Origin of the sequence: Vibrio rumoiensis 1S-45 (assembly GCF_000286955.2) — a bacterium.
GTDB classification, from domain to species: domain Bacteria; phylum Pseudomonadota; class Gammaproteobacteria; order Enterobacterales; family Vibrionaceae; genus Vibrio; species Vibrio rumoiensis_A.
On the sequence record NZ_AJYK02000058.1, the window covers coordinates 1 to 24,713 of the forward strand.

The 24,713-nt window shown below is 42.2% G+C and carries 17 protein-coding genes; 11 read left to right on the top strand and 6 right to left on the bottom strand.

The window, feature by feature from the left end:
* Positions 1-78: 78 nt before the first annotated feature.
* Entirely contained in the window at positions 79-717 is a 639-nt protein-coding gene (locus tag A1QC_RS07430) for a hypothetical protein (RefSeq protein ID WP_017025074.1), read from the bottom strand.
* A 412-nt stretch (positions 718-1,129) separates the two neighbouring features.
* Between A1QC_RS07430 and A1QC_RS07435 the strand changes: the two genes are divergently transcribed.
* A complete protein-coding gene (locus tag A1QC_RS07435) occupies positions 1,130-1,819 on the top strand; it encodes an ATP-binding cassette domain-containing protein (protein WP_017025075.1) in 690 nt (229 codons plus the stop codon).
* Between the two features lie 15 nt (positions 1,820-1,834).
* Positions 1,835-2,386, top strand: coding sequence for an AAA family ATPase (locus tag A1QC_RS07440; RefSeq protein WP_017025076.1), 552 nt, complete (start codon positions 1,835-1,837; stop codon positions 2,384-2,386).
* Here the strand turns inward: A1QC_RS07440 and A1QC_RS07445 are convergent.
* Entirely contained in the window at positions 2,383-3,153 is a 771-nt protein-coding gene (locus A1QC_RS07445; protein WP_017025077.1) for a LuxR C-terminal-related transcriptional regulator, read from the bottom strand. The genes A1QC_RS07440 and A1QC_RS07445 overlap by 4 nt on opposite strands.
* A gap of 377 nt (positions 3,154-3,530) precedes the next feature.
* Here A1QC_RS07445 and A1QC_RS07450 point away from each other — a divergent pair, with 377 nt between their 5' ends.
* The 4 genes from A1QC_RS07450 (at position 3,531) to A1QC_RS07465 (ending at position 8,818) form a co-directional block, all read left to right on the top strand.
* Positions 3,531-4,556 carry a substrate-binding domain-containing protein gene (locus A1QC_RS07450; RefSeq protein WP_431305840.1) on the top strand — a complete coding sequence of 342 codons (1,026 nt, stop codon included), beginning with the start codon at positions 3,531-3,533 and terminating at the stop codon, positions 4,554-4,556.
* 127 nt (positions 4,557-4,683) lie between these two features.
* Complete coding sequence (locus A1QC_RS07455; RefSeq protein WP_017025079.1) at positions 4,684-6,168, top strand: sugar ABC transporter ATP-binding protein; 1,485 nt, start codon at positions 4,684-4,686, stop codon at positions 6,166-6,168.
* 13 nt (positions 6,169-6,181) lie between these two features.
* The gene (locus tag A1QC_RS07460; protein ID WP_017025080.1) at positions 6,182-7,174 is read left to right on the top strand and encodes an ABC transporter permease; all 993 of its coding nucleotides are present in this window, start codon (positions 6,182-6,184) and stop codon (positions 7,172-7,174) included.
* A gap of 36 nt (positions 7,175-7,210) precedes the next feature.
* Complete coding sequence (locus A1QC_RS07465; RefSeq protein WP_017025081.1) at positions 7,211-8,818, top strand: glycoside hydrolase family 3 N-terminal domain-containing protein; 1,608 nt, start codon at positions 7,211-7,213, stop codon at positions 8,816-8,818.
* An 81-nt stretch (positions 8,819-8,899) separates the two neighbouring features.
* On the opposite strand, the gene A1QC_RS07470 is transcribed toward A1QC_RS07465, so the two are convergent.
* On the bottom strand, positions 8,900-11,734 hold the full coding sequence (locus tag A1QC_RS07470) for an FAD-binding and (Fe-S)-binding domain-containing protein (RefSeq protein WP_017025082.1): 2,835 nt from the start codon (positions 11,732-11,734) through the stop codon (positions 8,900-8,902).
* A gap of 456 nt (positions 11,735-12,190) precedes the next feature.
* Between A1QC_RS07470 and A1QC_RS07475 the strand changes: the two genes are divergently transcribed.
* A complete protein-coding gene (locus tag A1QC_RS07475; protein ID WP_039836415.1) occupies positions 12,191-14,560 on the top strand; it encodes a Lon protease family protein in 2,370 nt (789 codons plus the stop codon).
* Between the two features lie 450 nt (positions 14,561-15,010).
* Here A1QC_RS07475 and A1QC_RS07480 read toward each other — a convergent pair whose 3' ends face one another.
* Entirely contained in the window at positions 15,011-18,193 is a 3,183-nt protein-coding gene (locus A1QC_RS07480; protein ID WP_017025085.1) for a DUF748 domain-containing protein, read from the bottom strand.
* 382 nt (positions 18,194-18,575) lie between these two features.
* Here A1QC_RS07480 and A1QC_RS07485 point away from each other — a divergent pair, with 382 nt between their 5' ends.
* On the top strand, positions 18,576-19,247 hold the full coding sequence (locus tag A1QC_RS07485) for an OmpA family lipoprotein (RefSeq protein WP_017025086.1): 672 nt from the start codon (positions 18,576-18,578) through the stop codon (positions 19,245-19,247).
* 114 nt (positions 19,248-19,361) lie between these two features.
* On the opposite strand, the gene A1QC_RS07490 is transcribed toward A1QC_RS07485, so the two are convergent.
* Positions 19,362-19,880, bottom strand: coding sequence for a 4Fe-4S binding protein (locus A1QC_RS07490; RefSeq protein ID WP_017025087.1), 519 nt, complete (start codon positions 19,878-19,880; stop codon positions 19,362-19,364).
* Entirely contained in the window at positions 19,864-20,499 is a 636-nt protein-coding gene (locus A1QC_RS07495; protein WP_017025088.1) for a molecular chaperone TorD family protein, read from the bottom strand. Before A1QC_RS07495 ends, A1QC_RS07490 begins: the two co-directional genes overlap by 17 nt.
* A 149-nt stretch (positions 20,500-20,648) precedes the next feature.
* Here A1QC_RS07495 and A1QC_RS07500 point away from each other — a divergent pair, with 149 nt between their 5' ends.
* From A1QC_RS07500 to A1QC_RS07510, 3 genes are read left to right on the top strand one after another with little or no spacing between them, the layout of a single operon-like run.
* Positions 20,649-23,120, top strand: a complete 2,472-nt coding sequence (locus A1QC_RS07500) for a DmsA/YnfE/YnfF family dimethyl sulfoxide reductase (RefSeq protein ID WP_017025089.1) — start codon at positions 20,649-20,651, stop codon at positions 23,118-23,120.
* Complete coding sequence (locus A1QC_RS07505) at positions 23,117-23,761, top strand: DMSO/selenate family reductase complex B subunit (protein WP_017025090.1); 645 nt, start codon at positions 23,117-23,119, stop codon at positions 23,759-23,761. Before A1QC_RS07500 ends, A1QC_RS07505 begins: the two co-directional genes overlap by 4 nt.
* Entirely contained in the window at positions 23,761-24,624 is an 864-nt protein-coding gene (locus A1QC_RS07510; protein WP_017025091.1) for a dimethyl sulfoxide reductase anchor subunit family protein, read from the top strand. The genes A1QC_RS07505 and A1QC_RS07510 overlap by 1 nt, the downstream gene beginning before the upstream one ends.
* Positions 24,625-24,713 lie beyond the last annotated feature (89 nt).

Sequence of the window (24,713 nt, forward strand, 5' to 3'; positions counted from 1 at the left end):
CTCGTGCCTCGTTTCTGGGATGACGAGCTGAGAGTAGCTAAAATGTTGGGTCACTAAGTCATTTAGTGCAAACAAGCTTTAAGCCTCATTCGCCAACTTTTCAGAACCAATACAATGACAGCCTCGTTTGGATTCTATAGCCGAATCAAGCAAGGCTTTTGCAATATTTTCCGCAGGGCTAATGCGCCAGCGCTTCGGTAATATTGGTTGAAACAGAGTTAAACCCAGCGCCAGCGCGCGCTCACCCAATCGAAATTCATCACGCGTTCCACCAATCAAACCGGGCTGTACAAAGGTTAATGAATGGAAGCCAATACGTTGTAAATCTTGTTCCAATTCATCTTTCACTTGGTTATAGAAAACCTTTGATTGCGCATTAGCACCCATTGCAGAATTAAGCACATAAGTGGGTGTTTGGTGTTGATACGCTAAACGTGCCACCATGAGTGGGTAATCATGATCCACACGTTTAAACGCGTCTTTAGAACCTGCGGTTTTAATGGTGGTGCCTAAGGTGCAGATCACGGCATCCGCTTGCCACCATATTTGGCTTTCTGGTAGGTCATCAAAATCTACAATAGGCGATATTAGTTTCGAATGAACCGGTAATGTGCGACGAATCGGCGCCACCACCGAAGTAATGCGAGGATCCTTGAGTGCCAGTTCCAAAACATGGCGACCGACTAATCCGGTTGCGCCTACAAGCAATAATTTCATTTATTTTCCGCTCCGCAATGTTGTTTCGTTTTGGCTATTTATCTTAAGTGCGAGTGTTTAAGGTGATGACTCTAGTGCAATGTTTAGTGCTGATGAGTGTATCGAGCTATGGTTTGATTAACAAATCGTTGTGCTGAAATTTCACATCGATTATTATTCATTCATCACTTCTTTAGGAGACTACGCCACGATGAATAACTAATGCCTGTAACGAATTTTTCTTTTTAATTTCGAACTACAGGGTTAGTAGGCGTAGTGTTTGCCAAATTACCTTTAATAACCAATCATTTCTCTGAATCGATTGGTTTATTTAAAATCCGCTTTATCTTTCTGATTTATATTTATTTTCATATAAGAAAGTAAGCACCATCCGGCCATTATTACGTCTTATGTCCCTGAACTAGGAGGCATAATGCCAGCAATAATCATCTCAAATTTATCTTATCAACTGGATAACGGTACGACCTTATTCAACAACTTATCCGTGAGTTTAACGGAGCATCGCACCGGTTTAGTCGGGCGCAATGGTTCGGGGAAATCGATATTAGCAAGCTTGTTCACCAAGGATCTTGTGCTCACCCAAGGTGAGGTGGTGTTGAATGGGAAGGTTGCTATTTATCGTCAAATTCCGTCTAACCTCTTGCATGAAAGCACCACTATTGCCGAGTTTTTGCAAGTTGATGGGATCCTAAGTGCGCTTGATCATATTGAGCAAGGCAGCTGCGATCTTAAATGGTTCGAATTGGTTGGCGAGCGCTGGCGATTAAGGCGTGAGCTAGAAGCACAACTCATTCAATTAGGGTTACCAAGCGATCCGAATATGGCTTGCGCTTTACTCAGTGGTGGGCAACTGGCGAGGTTGCAGCTATGGCAGTTATTTCAATCCAATGCTGATGTGTTGATTTTAGATGAACCATCGAATCATTTGGATAGACAAGCAAAGCAATGGTTAATGGATGAACCCGATAATCACTTGGATTTATCGTCTAAAGCCTTACTGGCTAATGCGTTGTATCACTATCAAGGTGCGTTCATTTTGGTGAGTCACGATGAAGAATTTGTCCACGAATCCGGTATTAACCGTGTTCTTTCATTAGATTAATATAAAGAAAACGTTATGAATCAATCTCAATTATATGTATTTACAGGCGGGCCGGGTTCTGGCAAAACCTCTGTGCTTAACGCGTTGGAAAAGTTAGGTTATCACTGTGCGCCAGAGGTGGGGCGCGCGATTATTCAATCACAAGTGGAATCGGGGGGTAATGCACTGCCTTGGCGCGATAAAGTAGCCTTTCGTGATGCGATGTTTGCTCAAGATAAGCAGTTGCATCAGCAATATAGCAAGTTGGGTGAAATCGTGTTTTTTGATCGCAGTATTGTGGATACTCTTGGTTATTCGGCGTTAGAACACTTAACGGTAAGCACTGAATTTCTTGCAACGTGTAGGGCGTATCAATACGCAAAAAGTGTCTTTCTCTTTCCACCTTGGGAAGCTATTTTCACCAATGATAGAGAGCGAAAACAAGACTTTAAAGAAGCCGTTGCCACCTATGAGATCATGAAAAAGACTTATCATAGTCTTGGGTATCACTTAATAGAAGTGCCACTGTTACCGGTTGAAGAGAGAGTTGAGTTTATATTGTCGAAGTTATCGTTTCAGTGTAATTAATTCGTTTTTTCTAGGCTCAACAAATAATTTTTTAGGTTAACACTTCGATTGGTAATCCCCAGTTTGTTTCTTAAGCTGTTCCTATGGTTTTCTACGGTTTTTTTAGCGATATTCAATGTGTTAGCAATTTCTTGACTCGACATACCACCACGGATAAATTCAGCTACTTGCAATTCAGAAGGGGTTAATACTTGCAGTAAAGCACTGTTCATTGTGGAGTTATCGTGCAGTAGGTTTTCCATGTTGGATTTGACGATTTCTAAACACATTTTGAGCATAGGATCTTGGATCTGCTGTAAGCGTTTTTCAACTTCTGGCAGATGAGTCTGCTTGATTTCTCGTTGTAAATGCTCTGGAAAATGATTTTCTGAAGCCGTGGATAAAATCGTGAGTGAGTCTGCTAACTCATTGATGATTTTATAATCTTGATCGATAGAAGAAAGTTTGGTTTCCGGTTGAGCGGTATCAAGAGATTGAATTGCTAAGCAATAGGTGGTTTGACCTGCATCACTAGGCAGAGAAATCATTTCAAATCTTAGGTTGGCAACGGAAAAATGGGTTGCAGTCGATGGATGAAGAATAAAACCACGAACCAGTTCGAGATTGTGCTGACCAATTAAGAAAATTAAATCATCTAATTTATTTAAACTGAGATTGGCTACTGGATAGTTACTGTCGATGACACTTTCACTTTGGTCAAAGGCAATAAAGTAAATGGCATGATGTGACAGTAACTGACGATAAGTTGCTGATGATAGCTGTGACAATATCCCCACCTTTATCCCTGTTGGAGCCATACCTTAGAGTTTGGCGCATAAATGACGCACCTATAATATCGTTATTTTACCTATTTAACACCTATAAATACCTATGAACTCAAATCAGGATGATGAGAGCGACTCAATACCGATCTTTTAGTGCCTCATTAAAAGAAAGTGGCGGCTTATTTATGTGTTTTCATTATGTTTTAGCCCAAAAAATAAACAGGTCTTATTGATAATGCGAGTTAGATCAAAAAAAGACATTCGCTAAATACCTATGTAATGCCTATATTAATACTCACATAATACCTAATGAGGACATGAGTATGAGTGTTACCAAGATATTACATAAAAGCCGAGTATGGACTTTTGCGCTACTGGCGATGGGGTGTTCATCATTAGTACAAGCGAGTAATGAAACAAAAGGGCCTAATGGAGAGCAAGCGATCCCTTATACGCAAGTGTCATTGACTCAAGAGCAGCAAGATCAAGTGAAGTCGAAAAATTATACTGCAGCCATTTTGATGCACAGTACTTCGGATTGGTCGAACGCTTTAGTGGCTGGCGCGAAAGATCTTTTCAGCAGTTTGAATGTAGAGGTTGTGGCCGTCACTGATGCTGAGTTTGACGCAAATAAACAAAAAACCGATGTTGAAACCATTATGGCGATGAAGCCCGACATTTTAATCGCTTTGGTGGTGGATCCGGTTTCTGGCGCTGCCGCATTTAGGCCAGCGGTAGAGCAAGGGAGTAAATTAGTGTTGATCAGCAACTTACCAACAGGGTTTGTTCACGGTAAAGATTACGCTGGCATTGTCACCGATGACCTTTTCGAAATGGGAAAAATTGCGGCAGATTTGATTGCAGATGCAGTGGGACCAAAAGGAAAAATTGGCTTTATTTATCATGATGCTAGCTACTATGTGACCAATCAACGTGATCAAGCGGTGCTTACCAATCTTAAAAACAATTATCCAGAGATTGAAATTGTGGCACAGCGTGGCATCGCCAATGCCAATGATGGTGAAGCGATTTCCTCTGCCTTAATTACTCAATATCCAGATATTAATGCGATTTATGCCCCGTGGGACAGCATTGCAGAAGGTGTGGTATCCGCCACTCGAGCGGCTGGGCGTAAAGATATTAAAGTGGTAACGATGGATTTAGGAGCAGCGAATGCGCTGGATATGGCAAAAGGGCGTAACGTTGCTGGCATTGTGACTGATTTACCTTATGACCTTGGGCAAACCTTGGCTCGAATGGGGGCATTATCAAAATTAGGGGTTGATATCCCGGCGTTTGTCACCGTGAGCGCAAGTGGAGTGACTAGAGATAACTTGGCGAGCGCGTGGCAAAAAGCATTACGCCGTGAAGCACCTAGCTCAGTGGTAAAAGCATTAGCTAAGTAAACAATGGGCTAAGTCGCTCATAAACTAACCGTGATAAACAGAATAAAACGGTTAGTGATTAAGGGCAATGCGGCTTTTCATTATGGAAGGCAGCATTGACCCAAACAGATTCAATAGGGATTGAGGTATGGATACTCTAGCAATCGAAGTCAGAAAAATTAAGAAAGGATTTGATGGTAACCCGGTATTAAAAGATGTGAACTTTACGCTTAAAGCTGGCGAAGTACATGCCTTAGTCGGACAAAATGGTGCGGGAAAATCAACCTTGGTGAAACTGATCAATGGTTATCATCAACGTGATGGTGGTGATATTAAAGTATTCGGCAAGGCCAGTCGGTTTGCTAGCCCTAAACAAGCTCAGTTGGAAGGAATATCGATGGTTTATCAAGATTTAAGCCTGATCCCGAGCTTAAGCGTTGCAGATAATATTTTTCTAACCGAACAATCGAAAAAATCGGCGCTGATTTCTAATCGAGAAAGAGTTAAACGGGCTAAGCCATTCCTCGATATGTTAGATGTGGATATTTCTCCAAGCCAAAAAGTAGAGACATTAAGTGTCGGTGAGCAGCAATTTATTGAGATTGCTAAAGCGCTGGCAATGAACGCTAAAGTTTTAGTGTTAGATGAACCGACCGCATCGCTTTCAAATAATGAAATCAATGATTTGTTTAAAGTGATCACAACCTTAAAAGAGAAAGGCATCTCGATTATTTATATCACGCATTACCTCAGTGACATTATGAGGATTTGTGATGCTGTGACGGTGTTGAGAGATGGCTACACCGTGTTAGAAACTCAAACCAAAAATACGACCATAGATGAATTGGTTGAAGCCATGTTGGGCAATAAAACCAGCACCAATTTAACGTGGGAAAGGCAAGCATTAGCTAATGAGCAAGTGCCTTTGCTAGAACTTCAAAATGTCAGTACAGCTGAACTGGATAATGTGTCTTTAACGGTCATGCCAGGCCAGGTGGTAGGTTTAGCGGGGTTGTTAGGGAGTGGTCGGACAGAAATTTTGGAAGCCATTTATGGACTAACGCCATTAACCAAAGGAAAACTCTTGGTAAATGGCAAAGAAGTGAAAATATCGTCTCCTCGGCACGCCATCGAAACCGGTATCAATATGGTTCCGGAGGATCGTCGTTCTCAAGGTTTGGTATTGGATTTTTCAGTGGAAGATAATGTGTTAATGGCCTCTTTTGACCGTATATCCCGCTCGATGGTTTTGGACAAATCTAAGGGGCAATTGATCGTTGAAAATGCCATTAAAAAGTTGGGCGTGAAAACCACTGGTGCTTCTCAGTCGGTACGCTTTTTATCGGGGGGGAATCAGCAAAAAGTGGTCATAGGTAAGTGTTTATCTACCGATGCCAAAATTTTGTTGTTAGACGACCCAACCTTCGGCATTGATATTAATGCGAAATACGAAATTATGAAAATTGTGAATCAATATGTCGCTCAAGGTAATGGTGTCATTTTTGTTTCCAGTGAATATGCGGAAGTGGGCAGTTTCTGCGATGTCATTTATGTCGTCAATAAAGGCAGAATTGTTAACCACTATAGTGGACAGAGAATGACAGAAGACCAATTACTAGCCGCGGTGCAATAAAAAGGAATTTATGATGAATGAGAAAACGCTGGCGACACCAAAAGCCCCTAAATCAAATGCACCAAAAATACAGTGGCGAGATTATATTATCTACTTTGTTTTTATTGGTATTTTTGTCTTTTTTTCCATCATGCTGCACGACAAAGGATTCTTATCCTCGGTCAATTTGATGAACATTGCTCGTCAAACCGCAACTATCGCCATTATGGCTGTGGGAATGACGTTTGTGCTCAGCGCCGCTGAAATTGATTTGTCGTTCGGCGCAACCGTAGCACTTGCCGCGATTGTGTCAGCATTAACGTTACAAGAAACCGATAGCATCTTACTCGCGGTATCTGCGGCGTTGGCAGTAGGCACCATGATTGGTTTCATTAATGGTATCTTCGTAACTCAGGTTGGTATTCCATCCTTCTTAGTAACACTTGGCACTACGGGGATCATCACCGGTATTGCTCGTTGGTCAACCTCACTTCAATCCATTCCAATTGATAATGATACTTATGCTTTTATCTTCGGTTCGGGGGATATTGGTCCTTTTTCTATCCTATTTGTTTGGGCGTTAGTGGTGACGGTGATTGGTGCCTTTATTTTGCGTAATACTACCTTCGGTAAACACGTATTAGCTACAGGAGGCAATAAAGTTTCAGCGATGTATTCCGGCATTAATATCAATCGAATTAAATTGTATGTGTTGATGCTGAATGGTTTTTTAGCTGCTCTTGCAGGGATCTTGTATTCCGGTCGTTTATACAGCGCTCGTTATACCTTAGGTGAAAATGATCTGATGTTGGTCATTGCAGCGGTGATCATCGGTGGTACGAATTTATTTGGTGGTCGTGGCACGGTCGTTGGTTCAGTGATTGGTGCGTTGATCATGGGAATGGTGAATAACGGATTATTACTGATGGGACTAAATGTGGATCAACAATTGATTCTACGCGGCATCATCGTGATTGTTGCGGTGACCTTTACCATGGGACAAATCCGTCAGTTACGCAAAAAGTAATGTATCTAAATAGTGATGGGAAATAGGACGAAAGTTATGATGGAACAACAAGCACGAGAGCTGATCTCAACGTGGTCGTTAAAAGAAAAAATAGGCCAGTTATTTATTTTAGCCTTCCCTGGTAAATCGGCTGAAACTGCTCGCCAGATGATTGAAGAATACAATTTAGGCGGGTGTTACTTAAGCCAAGATAACGCAGAAACTTTTAGTGAAGCCCAGAAACTCAATAAAGAATTAACAAATATTCTAGATGCTAATCAACGATTACCGTTATTGTTAGGGGTTGACCAAGAAGGTGCGTGGGGCGTGTTAGTTGGAGAGTCGACCACTGGGCCGGGAAACCTTGCGCTTGGTGTCAGCGACACGGCAGAGAATACTGAAAACATGTACCAAGTGATGGCTGATGAGATGCGCTTTGCCGGTTTTAATTGCATTTTAGGTCCATGTTGTGATGTGAACTTTAATCCACAATCGCCCATTATCGATACTCGCTCGTTTGGTGATCAACCCGATAAAGTGAGCCTACATTCAGCTGCGGCGGTGCGTGGGTTACATCAAGGCGAAATCATTGCTTGTGCGAAGCATTTTCCGGGGCATGGTGATACCCACGCAGATACTCATCGAGAAATTCCACAAGTTGATAAATCGTATGCGCAGCTAAAAGCTAATGATTTAATGCCATTTCAAGCAGCGATCAATGCTGGAGTGGATCTTATTATGACCAGCCACATACTTTACCCACAACTGGATTCGGTTCATCCTGCGACGTTATCTTCCACCATTTTGCAGCAAGTCTTGCGTCAAGACATGGGATTTGAAGGCATCATTATTTCAGATAGCATGAACATGGGCGCGATAATGAATCACTATCAACCGGTAGATGCGGCAATAAAAGCGATGAAAGCGGGGATCACGATGTTGATGCTTTCAGAAGAGCATTATGATCATAGTGATGCCTATATTGATAAGCAGTTGGCGATGATCCATGGGCTGATTGATGCGGTGCAATCTGGTGAGTTGCCAGAATATGTGATTGATCAAGCGCTATTAAAAGTGGTGGTGTTTAAGTTAGAAAAATTATTGCCTATTTCTTTGTATCAACATATCGATATTCAAAATAATCAACAGGTTGCATTGAAATCAGCAGAGTGTGGTGTGAGCTGGGTGCGCGGAGACATTGATCTACAGAATCAGAGGCTTTATGTTATGAATGCGACTCCACCAGAAAGCTACCACAATTTGATTAATCCAAGAGGGATTGGTCCAAATCAGTCCCAACCAGCTTATGACGTATTCATTAACGCGTTATCAAACACTTCGCTAAATTGGCAAGCCGTCACCTTAGATACTCTTCCTAGCGATATTAAGGATCATTATTTGGTCGTCGTAACGGAAAATCATCCATTACCGGGTGAAGATTTTGACCAAACCCAAGCCCAGAAACTGGTGCAGCAACTCAGTCAAGATTTCGAACAGCTGGTGGTGGTTGGTCTGCGTAGTCCATATGATCTTCTACATTACCCTAATATTCATCACTATTTATGTGCTCACTCATCAAGACCAGAATCTGCCATTGCGGCGGCGAAGTTACTTGCAAGGCAAGTGGCTGGAGCACAAAGTCGCGCAGTGAGTTTGGTGGGTTAAGCTTATAAATAAAGTTAAGTCTGCCTTCTTTATTCAAGCGGGTAGCCTTTTTTCTATTTCACCGATTGACGGTGATTCGCCTTACCTTGCCGCCTCATTCACCAAATACAAAATCGATTGGTAAGGAACACCGCTATGGTGAGATAAACCAATTTCACAAGTTAAGCTATTACTAAAGCCACGTGTACAGTGAGTGGGTACTTGCTGTTTTAAAGGGTGCAAGGCCGCTTCATTTAATTCCGGGGTATTAAAGCCTTTATCGCCGGCCCAACCACAACATTGAATATGCTCCGGCACAATCACCTTTTTCGCGCACTGTTTCGCAAGTTCCAACATGGTGTTTTCTAAACCCATGGTGCGTGAACTGCAAGTGATGTGCAGCATAACTGTTTCATTGATGGGTGATAATTCAAGATGATCTAACGCATGTTTCATCACGAATTCTGAAGGCTCAAACAAGGACAAAGGCTTAGTAAATTGGGCTACGCTTTGTTTTACACATGGACTCGTGTCGATCAAAATCGGATACAACCCTTGCTGGCTCGCTTGCCATAAGGTTTGCTCTAGCTGTTGCGATTTTTTATCGCCTAACTCATCAAGGCCTTTGCTTTTATATGGCATTCCGCAGCATTGCTCGCTGAGATCTTTAGGCAAGATAATGTCGAAACCGGCTTTGGTTAGCAGTGACATGGTGGTTTCAGTTAGCGATGGTGAATCGGTATTAGAGCCCATGGTACGGCTGACACAAGATGGGAAATACACCACTTTTTTATGCTGAACGTCGGCGATTTTTCCTCGATCTTGCTCTGCTTGCTTGAGCGTATTCATCGGTAAGGCATGATGGTTTGCTTTAGGGATTTCGGCTAACCACATGGGTGTGCAGTTTTGACTCAGGTTTCGAGCACCGTTAACCATAGTGGACATGGCTTTACGGCCGATCAACTTCGTCATTATGTTATTAATGGTGAGGCCTGTTTTCATCACTTTCGCACTGGTAGAAAAGTGTTCACTTGTCCATCGTGCAATCAACGGTAAATGCTTAGGATCGTGTTGTTGTGCGCGCAGTTTTTTAACCAAATCGCCAGTGTTGATCCCAACAGGGCAGCGCTGCTCACATAAGCCTGTAGCAGCGCAGGTTTCAATGCCTTGGTAGTTAAACAGTTTTTCAAGCTCGGGTGCAGTGGCTTTGCCTTCTCGTTTTTGTTGCTGTAATTCACGATACAAAACAATACGTTGGCGAGGAGATAAGCTCAGAGTACGAGAAGGACAGACTGGCTCACAGAAACCACATTCAATACAACGATCGACTAAGTCATCGGCTTTTGGCATGGGTTTTAAGTGACTAAGATGCGCATGTGGGTTGTCGTTAATAATCACTCCAGGGTTGAGCAAGCATTGTGGATCAAATAGTTGCTTGATCTGCTGCATTAAGCGATAGCCTTCTTTCCCCCACTCCAGTTCAACATACGGCGCCATATTGCGGCCAGTACCGTGTTCTGCTTTAAGTGAACCTTGATATTTCACCGCCACCAATTGAGTGACTTCATCCATAAACTGACCGTAGCGATCAATTTCAGTTTGCGCTTCAAAGCCTTGAGTGAACACGAAGTGAAGGTTGCCATCGAGTGCATGGCCAAAAATAATGCCTTCGGAGTAATCGTATTTTTCAAAAAGCTGCTGTAATTCGCGCACGCCTTGAGCTAAATGCTCGATAGGAAAAGCCACATCTTCAATAATAACTGTTGTGCCGGCTTCTCTTACTGCGCCCACTGCTGGGAATAAGCCTTTACGAATATCCCAAAGGCTAGCAACCGTTTTAGGCTCTGAAGTAAAGGGAACAGACTCCATAATATCGAAGCCTTCCAAGCGGTTTAAAATCAGTTCGCATTGAGTGACAAGTTGTTCTTGGTCGGTGGCGTGTGATTCAATCAATAATGCTGCGGCTTCTAAATCCAATTGCTTAATAAAGCTTGGCATGCCCGGCTTATTGGCAACCGATCGTAATGATCGACCATCCATCATTTCTACCGCTGCAACAGGGGTGTTGGATAATATTGTCACCGCTTGGCTGGCTTGTTCAATATCGGAAAACACCAATAAAGCAGAGGCTTTATGTTTATGTTCAATCACGGTGTGGTAGGTGATTTCGGCAATGAAACCGAGTGTGCCTTCTGAGCCAATCATTAAGTGTTGGATGATTTGGATCGGGTCGGTGAAATCAACCAAGGCATTAATCGAGTAACCTGTAGTGTTTTTTAAGCGATATTTATGCTGAATAAGATGTGCTAACTCGTGATTATTTTTAGTTTGCTGGCTGAGTAAAGCAATGTGTTTAATAAATTCAGCATGCGTATCTTTGAATCTTTCGACACTTTGTGGATTGCCGGTATCTAAAATAGCGCCATCAGCAAACACAATTTTCATGCTGTCTAACGTTTGATAGGAGTTTTGCGCGGTCCCACAACACATTCCGCTGGAGTTATTTGCGGCAATACCACCTATTTTACATGCATTAATAGAAGCCGGATCTGGGCCGATTTTACGCTCAAAGGGGGCGAGATATTTATTGGCATCGGCACCAATTACACCGGGTTGCAGCGTGATTTTTTGACCATTTTCATGGATCTGATGAGTGCGCCAATCGTCAGTTAAGGTGATTAATACGGAATCGGATACCGCTTGCCCTGAAAGGCTAGTTCCGGCTGCGCGAAAAGTAAAAGGAAGCTGGTGTTCTCGGCAACAACGGATGGCATATAAAACTTCTTCAAGATCTTTAAGCCGCAAAACGATTTTCGGCACCAATCGATAAAAGCTGGCGTCAGTGCCATAAGCGAGGCGTTTGTCTTGCTGAGTAATGATACGTTCAGTTGGAATACGTTGTGAAAAAGCTTGCTCGAGCTGAGAATAATTGTCCATGCTTCCTGCTTTATATTTATTATCAGTGAATTAGGAAAGGGTGTTAGTTTGAAAGTATATACTCTTCTATCCGAAACAGCAGCAATGTTAGGTATAACTTTAGTTTATTGTGAACACAAAAATGCCAGCAAAATTTGCTGGCGAGATTTGATATTGATTTTAAAGTATCGGGTTGTTTTTTCATCACTGCTTCCTTTTAGATGATTTATTTTTGGGTAAATACCCTTATTTAAGGCTAAGTCTATCCATTTAGTTTATAAAAGGGAGGAATGAGTTCGGATCTGCTTTAAAATAAGCCTATTCCTACGTGGTTGCATGGTAATACCTTAGTTTGTGGCTATGCGTGCTGTTCGTTTTGTAAGCACTTAAACGGTAATACAACCTAAATCACTCAATTAGATACAAAAATCAACTATTCTCAAACGACTAACCTTAAAGTAGGGATTGCTTATGACGATGTATTCTTCCTCCCTCAGCTTAACCAGTGACAAGCTTTATCATGCTGCTGAGCTTGATCAATTGCCTTGTAAATCAACCAAAGATATTCCGCCAATTGATGAAATTGTTGGGCAAGAACGGGCGCAGAAAGCGGTCGAATTTGCCATGTCGATTAAAGACAAAGGGTATAATATTTATGCCACTGGCCAGAATGGGCTTGGTAAGCGCACCATGATATTGCGTTATTTAAACCGTCATAAACCGGACGATATGCAACTGTTTGACTGGTGCTATGTTGCGAATTTTGAAGATATTCGACAACCTAAGGTATTAAAACTGCCTGTTGGAGTGGGCAAAACGTTTCGCCAAGATATAGAAAAGCTATTAGCTAAATTAGTAAAAGCGCTGCCATTAGCCTTTGATAATGAAGTGTATTTTACTCGAGCGGATAAACTGAAAAACCAACTGAGCCAGAAGCAACAAAGTGCATTAGAAGATATCAGCAAAGTTGCTAAAGAGAAAAAAGTAAGCCTAACGGTGACCTTGCAAGGTGATTATGAATTTATCGCCATGCAAAATGATGAAGATATGCATACCGAAGAAACTTACGATGCATTGAGCCGTAAAGAACAAGATTATTTTCAACGTACTATTGATGAGCTAGAAATAGGCTTGCGCGGTATGGTACGTCAGTTGACTGAATGGGAAGAAGCGTTCAGTGAGAAAATGAAAAAGTTGAATGATGAAACTGCATTGGAAGTATTTCGTCATTTAATTAAAGATTTAAAGAAAACCTACCAACAATTCCCAGAAATTAAGCAACACTTAACTGATCTTCAAAAAGATGTTGTTGAAAATGTTGACCAGTTTTTGCAAGAACCCACGGAACAAAATGAAATTGCCTCTGCTTCGTTAGATAGCAAATTGCCTCGCCGTTACAGTATTAATGTCTTAGTGAGCCAAGCTCAAGATACGTTTCCTATTGTAGTCGAAGAAACCCCCAATTATCACAGCCTATTTGGGTGTGTGGAAACCGCCACTTATAAAGGCACAGTATTCACAGATTTCTCGTTAATACGTTCAGGGAGCATGCACCGAGCCAATGGCGGCGTGTTGCTGATGGATGCAATTAAAGTACTGGAACAGCCTTATGTTTGGGATGGCATTAAACGCGCATTACGTGCTAGGCAGTTAAGCCTAACGTCATTAGAAAAAGAGGTGACGTTAACTGGTGCGGTGTCTTTGGATCCAGAGCCTATTCCATTAGATGTGAAAATCATCTTGTTTGGCGATTACCGAACATACCAGTTATTGCAGCATTACGATCCAGAGTTTAGCGAGCTATTTCGAGTAACCGCCGATTTTGAAGATGAAATGAAGCGAACCGCTGATGCTGAAATGCATTATGCGCGTTTTATTTCGAGTATTATTCACGATAACGGCATGTTGCATTGTGATAAGAAAGCCATTGCCAAGATCATTGAACACAGCTCAAGAATGGCGGGTGATCAGAAGAAACTATCCCTTCATTCAGCGCATATTGCTAATCTATTGAGGGAATCGAACTATGTGGCTAGAAGCGCTAAATCGAGCTTGATTCGTGCTTCCCATGTAGAGCAAGCCCTAGATAATCAAACCATGCGAGTCAGCCGTCTGCAAGATAGCGTGATGGAGACGTTCTCTAATGGCACTACGCTCATTAAAACGGAAGGAAGCGCAGTTGGTGTGGTTAATGCCTTGTCGGTTTTATCCACCACGGATCATATGTTTGGCGCACCAAATCGTATTACGGCAACCACAGCCTTTGGTGATGGTCATATTTTAGATATTGAACGTAATGTTGATTTAGGGGGCAGCATTCACTCGAAAGGCGTGATGATCTTATCGGCTTATTTAGCGTCTATTTTAGGTCGAAATGCCAAAATACCGCTTACAACGCACATTACTTTTGAACAATCATACGGTGGGGTTGATGGCGATAGCGCATCGATGGCTGAAGTGTGCGCCATTGTTTCGGCATATTCAAAGCTACCAATCAGGCAAGATATTGCAATTACAGGTTCAATGAATCAATTTGGCGAATCTCAACCTATCGGTGGGGTAAATGAGAAAATAGAGGGTTTCTTTGATGTCTGTAAAATTAAAGGCCGTCAATCAACACAAGGCGTTATCATCCCTCAATCCAATGTTCATAATTTAATGTTGCGTAAAGACATTGTTGATGCAGTGAATAAAGGGGAGTTTCATATTTGGGCGATTGAGCATGTTACTCAAGCTATTGAAATTTTCACTGGTATTCATGCCGGTGAGCTAGAGGATGATTTTACTTACCCAGTTGGCAGTGTGTTTGGCATTACTCAAGCTAAGCTGAATGCATTGCGAAAATAACATGACTTAATAGCTAATAGTCAATCAGGCCCTAAAAGTTAGGGCCTGAATTTTATCTGCGGTTTTGTATTGTCTAAGCCTGTTATTGCATGTCACTGATATCTGTTCTTTACCTTCCACTAGCTGTAAGGTTTATAGTAATCGTCTAATAGCCATAAAATATGAAAGTTATAAAATTGAGGGCTAATAATGGGTTGTTGTAATCAAGCACCAAAAGGCGGGGGAGACTTAAAACTCGCTATGAAAGTATTTGGTATTATTATTGTTGTTGTGCTGCTCATTGTCGTGTTATTTGGATAGGCGATATGGGAATTTACCTGAAAAAAAACCACAAAATCCAATAATAATGAACTTTGTGGCTATTTATTTTATGGTGTTCAGAGTCTTTCAGTATGGCTATTAAAATGAATATATTGCCAGTGTCTACTGAGATATATTGATAGCGCGTGGTTAATTAGCATCTAAAGTCAGTTCAGCGGCGCTGGCTTCGGTTTTTAATTTGGTGGTGCTATCCAAAATGAAAACACGCGCAGGGTCGACTTGCTGCTCATCTACTAGGTAAGCCTTAATGGTTCTGGCTCGTGCTTCTGCAAGGCTGCCTAGCTCATCAGGAATAACGTTTTGCGCATCTACTAGTTGATTATACATACTGATATGCAGCGCAGTGGTAAGTTGAGTGTCATCCACGTCTTTCTTACCTGTTTCTGTTTGAATTTGTTTTTCTATTTTATCTTGCTCGTCATCCACATCTTTCTTTAGTTGGTCTTCAAATAAATCTTCTAATGCATCCACTAGATCGCCGTCTTGAGGGAAGCGACTGGCGGTTAAGTTCTCAGGTAATGCCGCATCGCCACTTTCTTTTAGGAGAAGGTTTTGTAACTTCTCTTCTGCGATAGCGCGGCTATCTTCAGCTTCTGAAACGGAACCGACAATGCTAAGTTTTAACATTGGACGATCATCTAAGGCTTTTGCCAACATAGCGAGTTTATCTTTTTCAGTATCGCTAAGTGTGGATTTTCCTACTTCATAATCAATGCGGTTTAGCTCTTGGTCGCTGCCCGCTAAACTCGCCAACATTGAGAATGGTGAAGTGACGGCTTTGGTGAGCACATTGACAAACGCGCCCCAAATGACACTCCCAAAACTGAAGTCTGGTTTATTGACATCGCCAGAAACTTGAACCCCAAGGTCAATAACACCATGGCGATCTTGAAGGATGGCAATCGCGAGTGACAGCGGCAAGCTGGTGGCTAAATCTGACTTACTAGGCTCGCCTAATTTTAACTGGTCAATCACTACATGGTTTTCACCTACCAATTGGTTATTTTCCAGTTGGTATTTTAGCGTTAATGAAAGCTGACCTTTGTCGATGTAATACCCAGCATAAGTACCGGAATAAGGGTTTACTGAAGTCAGCTCAACACTTTTAATGATGAGGTCTAAGTCTAAGTACGGATTTTTTATTAATGGGTTCACTGCGCCTTTTAATGTCACTGGAGCGTATTTGTCGATTTTACCGTTCAGGTTTACCGTGGCTTTTGTGCCAGGTGTAGACGATAAATTTTTGATGGAACCGTTTAACAGTTCAATACCAGATGCAAAGCTTGGCGTCAGAGAATAATCGGCAAAGTAAGTTGAACCATTTTTAATCGTGATCTGACCGATATCCACTGCAAATGGTTTGCTCGCTGTTTTCGAGCTTGCGTTAGCTTTCTTTGCATTGTTTCCCTTGGCGGTGTTTGGTTGGGCTTTAACAAGGCTACCAATGTTGGTTTGGCGGTTTCTATCAATCAACACTTTGCTGTATGGCGCATTAAAAGCAATGGTGCCGATTTTGAGATGCTGTTTAGCTAAGTCAAATTGAAGGCTGCTGATACCCATGTCGGCCCATTTAACTAAAGGTTGGTTCTCTAAGCGGTCGCGTACTAACAAATTACTGATATTGGCTTGCCCGCTATACGTAGCATTCCCTTTAGTGTCTGCAGCGTAATTACCCTTGGTGGAGAGCAAACCTGATTGCAGTTTCACATTCAAATAAGGGTCGAGATAAGTCTGAAACTGGCTTAAATCCAGCTTAGATAAGTTTACATCACCATTGAACGTTAACTTTTTCGCATCAATACTGCCCGAACTTGAAAAGCTACCTCTCGGTTGTTCTGGTTGAGCTTTTATCCATGAATTGACGGATAAATCGACGTTATACTTTATCGGTTTACTAAGATCGCTGAGTACTTCATCAGTTGAAATAGACAAAGGGTACACGCGCCAATGAACGCCATTACTGACCATCTTTTCATTGACATTGATGTCCGTGTCTTTCATTGAAAACGTATGTAAACGCACCAACCAAGAAGGGGCTTGATTGTTTTGAGCTGAGTTTGTATCGGTAGTTTTACTTGTTTCGATACTGGCTTCATCCGATTCAGTTGATTTTTTGGGGCTATTCGCATTACTTGCCGTTGCGTCTTCTTTTGGCGTAAATAAAGATTGTAGATCAATCCCATCTTTATTCAGTAGTGCATCCACCCATAACCCTTCAATATTCAACGCATCGATATCGACAACTTGCTTTTGGCTGTTTAAGGCGATGTTATCCAACGCTAAACGGGGCAGTTTTATCTTTGGTTGGTTGTCAGCATCAAACGCTAAATTGAGTAATTCAAAGCTTCCTTTATCCGTGGAGTAATCAAATTGATTAGGTTCTTCTGATGCCTTGAAATGAGTGGCAAAATTGATCTTACCACTGACTAATTTTGCTTGGAGCTGCTTTTCTGCAAATGGCCAGAAATTAGCAAGCGTGATGTTGTTCATTGCCAGTTTGCCATTGATAGCAAATGGTTGTAATTGAAATTGACCTTCTAAGCTTAACTTGCCGTTATCAGCCCCGGTAACATTGATAGCAAAATGGTTTTGATTGCTGGTCGTTTTATGGTTATCCGATGTGCTTTTCTGAAGATTTGACGCGCTCGCAGACACCACTTTATCAGCCTGTGCTGAAACGGGAGCCATTTGAGTGACTAGCGCTTGAGAATCCAGCTTTGGTAGATTGATGTTTAAGCCTTGATACTTTAAATGCGCGCCTGTGGGTTCATCACGAAAATCGAATAAGCCTTGGCTTAATTGGATGTCGTTGGCACGAAAAGCGGGAAGGCCAGAGCTTTCGGTTTGAGGCTCATCTTGTGGGGCTGGTGTGCTGTTTTTAGCCAGGGTGTTCAAGATATCGGTGAAGTTAAACCCAGCTGAATGGTTTAAACGAGAGATGTTGACTTGAGGCTTCACCAAGTAAAGATGATCCACGGTCGGTGTTAAGTTCAATAGGCTTTGCCAAAACCCAACTTGTACGTCTAGTTGATCGAATCGAACAAAAGAATGCTTAATATTTGACTCACGAATATCAAACCCATCGATACGAACGCGTAATAGGAATGGATTGATGCTGACTTTTTCAACATTAACATTTCTGCCTAGCAACTCACTTAACATTTTAGGGGCTTGAGATTGAGCCACTGCAGGAATGATTAAACCTAAAATCAGCGCGTAACCAGCATAAGTACAACCTAGGTAAGTTAGTACACGAACGGTTGTGGGTGCTTGCTTAAAGCGTTGGTAAGTTTTTTTTAAAGCAGACAGCATATTAACGTTACACCTCTATGGGGATGTCATAATAGGGGGTGGACATTGGTGGAAAAATAAAAGGTTTATTTCGACACTAGGGAAGAAATAGATGCTTTTATTATATCCCTTGAATGACAACAACACAGTGCTATTTGTTCCTTTTTATATTAATAGTTTCTAATGGACGTTTTTTTATATTTAATTTGTTGCAACTTTGATCATTAATGTTATCGAAATGTCAGGTGGAATGCAGGGTTGCGCCAATTCTGTGGGGATATTCTGAATGTATGTTCTATTCTTGTAAAAATACAAGCTTCTGTATTGCCGTAATGTACATATTTGTTAATCTTTACCGATTGAAAATGGTATTGAAATTAAATCAAAAGGAAGTTAACCATTTATGTCTAATAAAATGAAATTAAAAGCTTTAGTGCTTGTTGGTGTGGTTCTTTCTGTTACAGCTTGTGAATCGACTAATCCATACACTGGCGAAAGCAAAACATCGAATACTACGACTGGCGCACTTATTGGTGCTGCAGCAGGCGCAGCAATTGGTGTGGCGTCTTCAAGCAAAAGTGATCGCGGTAAAGGCGCACTGATTGGCGCGGCGTCGGGTGCAACGTTAGGTGGTGGCATTGGTTATTACATGGATGCACAAGCGAAGAAGTTAGAACAAGAATTACGTTCGACCGGTATTAGTGTGACTCGTAGTGGTGACAATATTATTTTGAATATGCCCAATTCCATTACGTTTGATGTTGACCAAACTGAACTGAATAACACGGCAAAACGAGCATTATTTAATGTTGCGACCGTTGTTAATGAATATGACGAAACCAATATCAATGTTTTAGGTTATACCGACAGCTCAGGTTCAGACTCATATAACTTACGTTTATCTGAAGTTCGCGCAGGTGTGGTAGGTCAGTTCTTAGTGGATAACAAAGTGAAATCCACACGAGTGAAAACCATAGGTAAAGGTGAAGCTAGCCCGATTGCTTCAAATTCAACCGCTGCAGGCCGAGCTCAAAATCGACGTGTAGAAATCGTTCTTAGCCCAATGAGCAAATAATTTAAGATCTCATTCAAATATTTTATGTTGAATGGATTTTGGATAACAAAACGCCAATCTTGCCCTATCAAGATTGGTGTTTTTTTGTTTATTTATTGGTTGGCTAAAGGTGTATTACACCATGTAAATGGCACCAATAAAGCAATCAGGCTTGCAAGCTCCACACCCGGTGCATTGGTCGACCCTAATTCTAGGGCTTGCATTATCTTTCCATTCAATGGCTTGAGTTGAGCAAGACTGGCGGAAAGCATCACAATAGCCGTATAAATTAATACAGGTATCTGCAACATTAGCGCGTAAACCTGTGTCTTGCTGTGTACCAGAAAGAGCAATGGTTGGGCAGGCTGATTGACACTCACCGCATAGAGTGCAGTGGGAATACTCCACATCCAAAGTTGGGTAACCATTCTCCATGCGAATAATTGATTCTGGGCAGGCCAAGGCACACTCACCGCATTGATTGCATAATCGTTGAAATATATCTTCATCGACCGCTGTCGGTGGTCTAGGTTGTGTTCTTAATACCTTTTCATCGTGATGAACGGTAATCGAATTGGCTCGTTTGGCAAAACCAGTGAATAGGCCACGACGATTGGGCTCTGGCTCATCGATTTGCTTAGTGCGGCTGGACATTAAAATATACCTTCCTCACTTCAACTTGCACATTCAATTCATTTTGAAGCTGGCTGAGTAATGATTGCGTTAATCCTATTAACGATGAATAAGCTCCGGATGGAATTCTAGGGGTTAGTTGTGCCAAATAATGAGTTGACCAAGGCAGTAAGTGAAAACCTAATAAGCGATGCAGTTCATTTTTAGTGTCTTGCTCTAATTGCATTTCTAACACTTCACCTAACACCATTAACATTAAGCCAATATGATCTAACGGATCATTGTTGTGTGTGTTGAATTCAAACCCAAGCTCGGTTAAATATTGCTTGTATTGTGTCGTCGACTCGCCAAATAAAACACATTCACGATCAAGATAAACGGAGCCCCAAGGCGGCACGGGCATGTCTGATATACCTGCGAAAAACTCATCATGCACCATGCTTAATGATTCAATATCACTTTGTTTAAATTGTGCCAGAGTCTTGCCGAATTGAACGAGTAATTCTGAGCAATTTTTTGCGCCTGATTGGTAATTTAGAACGTGCTCAATGCCGTGTTCTGCATAATCAGTCGGGCGATAATAAAACAAAGCACCAAGGACTTTGCTAACAAGGGCTGATTCTGCATAAAGGTTTGTCATAAGGTTCAGTTTCTCTAGCTTGAGTGCGTTAACTAGCACGTAATATACGGTGAATTGATTCACTCGACTTTGATTTAAAACAAAGTACCTCTAACGAGGTAGGCACATAATCCTCCCCATAATTAAAAGCAATATAATGAGGATATGTCGTGTCAGTTAATTCTAAACAGACAAACAATAACGACGCATTTGCGGTAACACGCCGTGGCTTTGTAAAAGGCAGTGCGGCATTAGGTGCGTTAGCTACCGTCACTAGCGGCTTAACACTACCATTTAGTAAAAAAGCGCTTGCCAAAGAAACGCCAGCGAAACTTGATGAAAAGATCGTTTGGTCGGCCTGTACCGTCAACTGTGGTAGTCGTTGTCCATTGCGCATGCATGTGGTGGATGGTGAAATCACATGGATAGAAACTGACAATACGGGCTTAGATGAATTTAATGATCACCACCAAGTTCGTGCGTGTCTTCGTGGCCGTTCAATGCGTCGTCGTGTTTATAACCCTGATCGACTCAAATATCCTCTTAAACGTGTTGGTAAACGTGGTGAAGGTAAATTCAAACGTATTAGCTGGGATGAAGCCTTAGATACCATTGCAGCAAGCTTGAATGACACCATTAAAAACTATGGTAATGATGCGGTTTATCTTAACTATGGCACGGGTACGCTTGGCGGAACAGTGACCAAAAGCTGGGATCCAAGCTCGACATTGATTGCACGATTAATGAATCTTAAAGGTGGTTATTTAAATCACTATGGTGACTATTCTGCAGCTGCCATCGAATGCATGACCGATTTCTTTTATGGTGGTTGGGTTGCCAACAACAGCATGGACGATATTCAAAATGCGGATTTGGCGATCTTCTTTGGCAACAACCCTGCCGAGACTCGCATGTCTGGTGGTGGCCAAACCCATAACTATGTAGAAGGCCAACAAAAGAACCGTACTCGCACGATCATTATTGATCCTCGTTATACCGATACCGCTGGTGGCCGTGAAGATCAATGGGTTCCATTACGTCATGGAACCGATGCTGCGTTATGTGCGGCCCTTGCTCATGTGATCATCACAGAAGGTAAAGCAGATGAAGCATTCTTAAACACTTACTGCGTGGGTTATGATGCGACAACGCTTCCCGCATCTGCACCGAAAAACGGCAGCTACAAAGATTACATTCTAGGAAGTGGTGATGATAAAACGCCTAAAACGCCAGAATGGGCGGCACCTATTACCGGCATTCCAGCAGAAGATATTATCAAGCTAGGCCGTGAAATTGGTAATGCTAACCGTATCTACATTACACAAGGTTGGGGGTTACAACGTTCCGCCAGTGGTGAGCAGGCGTGTAAAGCGATTGGTATGTTGTCTCTACTTCGTGGCCAAGTGGGCTTACAAGGCGGTGGTACTGGCTTGCGTGAAGGCGATCATAGTTACCCATTCCAACGTTTCCCTAAAGTAGCAAACCCAATTAAAGCGTCTATACCTATGTTCTTATGGACGGATGCCATTTACCGCGCCCATGAAATGACCGATAAAACCGATGGTATTCGTGGGGTTGAGCGCTTACAAAATCCAATTAAGTTTATTTGGAACTATGCAGGCAACTGTATTATTAACCAACATTCTGACATCAACCGCACCCATAAAATTCTGCAAGATGAACAAGCCTGTGAAATGATTGTGGTGATCGATAATCACATGACCTCTTCTGCTAAATACGCCGATATCGTCCTACCAGACTGTACAACGTCTGAACAGTCAGATTTCTGTATGGATGGTGCTGCAGGCTCAATGCCTTACTTTATTTTTGCTAGCCAAGCGATCAAACCGCGTTTTGAATGTCGTCCTATTTACGACATGATGTCTGATTTGGCTAAGCGTTTAGGCGTAGAAAAAGAATTTACAGAAGGTCGCACTCAAGAAGAATGGCTACAGTGGATGTACGCTCAAACGGTTAAGCAAAACAACGATCCAGATTTACCGGATTACGACACTATGCGTAAAAAAGGTATCTACAAGAAACAGTTTGATCGTCCTTATGTGGAGTTAGAAGATTTCCGTAAAGATCCGATTGCCAATCCATTACCGTCACCATCAGGTAAGATTGAAATCTATTCTGAACAGTTAGCCAACATCGCGGCAACGTGGGAGTTAGATAAAGACGAACACATCACGCCAATCCCAGAATATCACCCAACGTTTGATGGTTGGGATTCGCCAAAGCGTAAGCAATTCCCATTGCAAATGACCGGCTTCCATTACAAAGCTCGTGCGCATTCGACTTACGGTAATGTTGAGTTACTAAAAGCGGCTGCCCCACAAGAAATCTGGATCAATCCAATGGATGCAGGGCCTCGTGGCATCAAAAATGGCGATTTAGTCTTGGTGGAAAGTGAGTTTGGTAAACTGCAAGTTTGTGCAAAAGTGACGCCTCGGATTATTCCTCAAACCACAGCGTTAGGTGAAGGGGCATGGTATGCACCCAACCGTGAAGGTACCGACATGAACGGTTCAATCAACGTATTGACTACCGCACGTCCCACGCCTTTGGCGAAAGCGAATCCATCACACACAAACTTAGTTGAAATTACGCTACTGAAAAGCATGGGAGTTAAGGCATGAGTACCCAGCAAGTAAAAGTGAAAAAACAATACGGCTTCTACATTGATTCGAGTAAATGTACAGGATGTAAAACATGCCAACTGTCGTGCAAAGATAATAAAGACTTAGACATTAAGCGTAACTTCCGTCGTATTTACGAATACGTAGGGGGTAACTGGTCTGAGAATAATGGCGTATACCGTCAAGACGTGTACTCATACTACTTGTCGATTGCGTGTAACCATTGTTCAAACCCTGCGTGTACTAAGGTTTGTCCGTCTGGCGCGATGCATAAGCGTGAAGAAGATGGTTTGGTGGTTGTAAACGAAGAAGTGTGTATTGGCTGTAAATATTGCCACATGGCATGCCCATACGGCGCACCTCAATACAGCGAAGAAAAAGGTCACATGACGAAATGTGATGGTTGCCATGAGCGCGTTGCGGAAGGCTTAATGCCAGTGTGCGTGGATTCATGCCCATTACGTGCGATTGAATTTGGTGACATCAATGAGCTACGTGCTAAATACGGCACCAATGCCGATTGTGCACCATTACCAGACTCTCGTTTAACTAGCCCGAACTTAATTGTGAAATTGAACCCGAATGCTCGCCCATTGGGTGATACATCAGGCTTCTTACAAAATCCGAAGGAGGTAATCTAATGCACTTTTTAGAATTTCCATTAGTTATCTTCACGGTTCTCGCACAGTGTGCGGTAGGGGCTTATTTGTTGATCACCACCCGTTTGGCGTGCGTGAAAGATGAATTGGCACTGAACGATCTGGCGATTAAAAGTTTATTCTTTGTTCTAGGTTTCATGGCGATTGGCTTTGGCGCATCGACCATGCACTTAGGCAGTCCATTACGTGCATTTAATTCGTTAAACCGTGTTGGTGCATCGGGCCTATCCAATGAAATCTTAACCGGTTCGGTGTTCTTTGCGTTTGCCGGTTTTTATTGGCTTAGTGAAGTACTGACTTCTTTAGGTAAAGAATGGATTGGTAAAGGTTTACGCACCGCATTACGCTACCTTGGCGCAATTTCAGGTGTGATCTTCATGGCAGCAATGGTGAAGGTTTACTTAATCAATACTGTGCCACTTTGGGATACGATCTTTACACCAATTGAGTTTACGTTCACTGTGATCACCGCCGGTTTATTGTTCGGCTATGTGCTATTGAATGCGTTCAACGGCAGTTCAATCAAAGCGAACAAAATGATTGCGGTTACAGGTATCTTGCTGATTGCGATTCACTTTATTGTGATGATCGCTCGCGTGTTGGATTTCTCTGGTGTAGTCACGTCGATTCACCAAGGCATTACAGCGTTAGATGAATACTCAGCAATGATCATGACACAGTGTGTGTTAATGCTGATTGCTGCAGTATTGTGGGCAGTCTCTGCGCATCAAACCAACAATAAAGTACGCTTTTATAGCATCCTTGCGTTATTTGCCTTAATCGCTGCTGAAATCTTCGGTCGTGGCGTGTTCTACGGCATGCACTTTACTTTTGGTTTGATTTAATTGTATTAGCTTAAATCAAAATCTAACGCCAAAGCTCGAGCTGAAAAGTTCGGGCTTTTTTGTTTTTATGAATACCAGCTAAAAATAGA

What these genes read in the sequence shown, in the direction of transcription:
- A1QC_RS07450 (WP_431305840.1), top strand. Translation starts at nt 3,531, where the DNA reads ATGGGGTGTTCATCATTAGTACAAGCGAGTAATGAAACAAAAGGGCCT.
- A1QC_RS07485 (WP_017025086.1), top strand. Translation starts at nt 18,576, where the DNA reads ATGTCTAATAAAATGAAATTAAAAGCTTTAGTGCTTGTTGGTGTGGTT.
- A1QC_RS07510 (WP_017025091.1), top strand. Translation starts at nt 23,761, where the DNA reads ATGCACTTTTTAGAATTTCCATTAGTTATCTTCACGGTTCTCGCACAG.
- A1QC_RS07495 (WP_017025088.1), bottom strand. Translation starts at nt 20,499, where the DNA reads ATGACAAACCTTTATGCAGAATCAGCCCTTGTTAGCAAAGTCCTTGGT.
- A1QC_RS07475 (WP_039836415.1), top strand. Translation starts at nt 12,191, where the DNA reads ATGTATTCTTCCTCCCTCAGCTTAACCAGTGACAAGCTTTATCATGCT.
- A1QC_RS07470 (WP_017025082.1), bottom strand. Translation starts at nt 11,734, where the DNA reads ATGGACAATTATTCTCAGCTCGAGCAAGCTTTTTCACAACGTATTCCA.
- A1QC_RS07480 (WP_017025085.1), bottom strand. Translation starts at nt 18,193, where the DNA reads ATGCTGTCTGCTTTAAAAAAAACTTACCAACGCTTTAAGCAAGCACCC.
- A1QC_RS07430 (WP_017025074.1), bottom strand. Translation starts at nt 717, where the DNA reads ATGAAATTATTGCTTGTAGGCGCAACCGGATTAGTCGGTCGCCATGTT.
- A1QC_RS07440 (WP_017025076.1), top strand. Translation starts at nt 1,835, where the DNA reads ATGAATCAATCTCAATTATATGTATTTACAGGCGGGCCGGGTTCTGGC.
- A1QC_RS07465 (WP_017025081.1), top strand. Translation starts at nt 7,211, where the DNA reads ATGATGGAACAACAAGCACGAGAGCTGATCTCAACGTGGTCGTTAAAA.
- A1QC_RS07435 (WP_017025075.1), top strand. Translation starts at nt 1,130, where the DNA reads ATGCCAGCAATAATCATCTCAAATTTATCTTATCAACTGGATAACGGT.
- A1QC_RS07460 (WP_017025080.1), top strand. Translation starts at nt 6,182, where the DNA reads ATGAATGAGAAAACGCTGGCGACACCAAAAGCCCCTAAATCAAATGCA.
- A1QC_RS07505 (WP_017025090.1), top strand. Translation starts at nt 23,117, where the DNA reads ATGAGTACCCAGCAAGTAAAAGTGAAAAAACAATACGGCTTCTACATT.
- A1QC_RS07455 (WP_017025079.1), top strand. Translation starts at nt 4,684, where the DNA reads ATGGATACTCTAGCAATCGAAGTCAGAAAAATTAAGAAAGGATTTGAT.
- A1QC_RS07490 (WP_017025087.1), bottom strand. Translation starts at nt 19,880, where the DNA reads ATGTCCAGCCGCACTAAGCAAATCGATGAGCCAGAGCCCAATCGTCGT.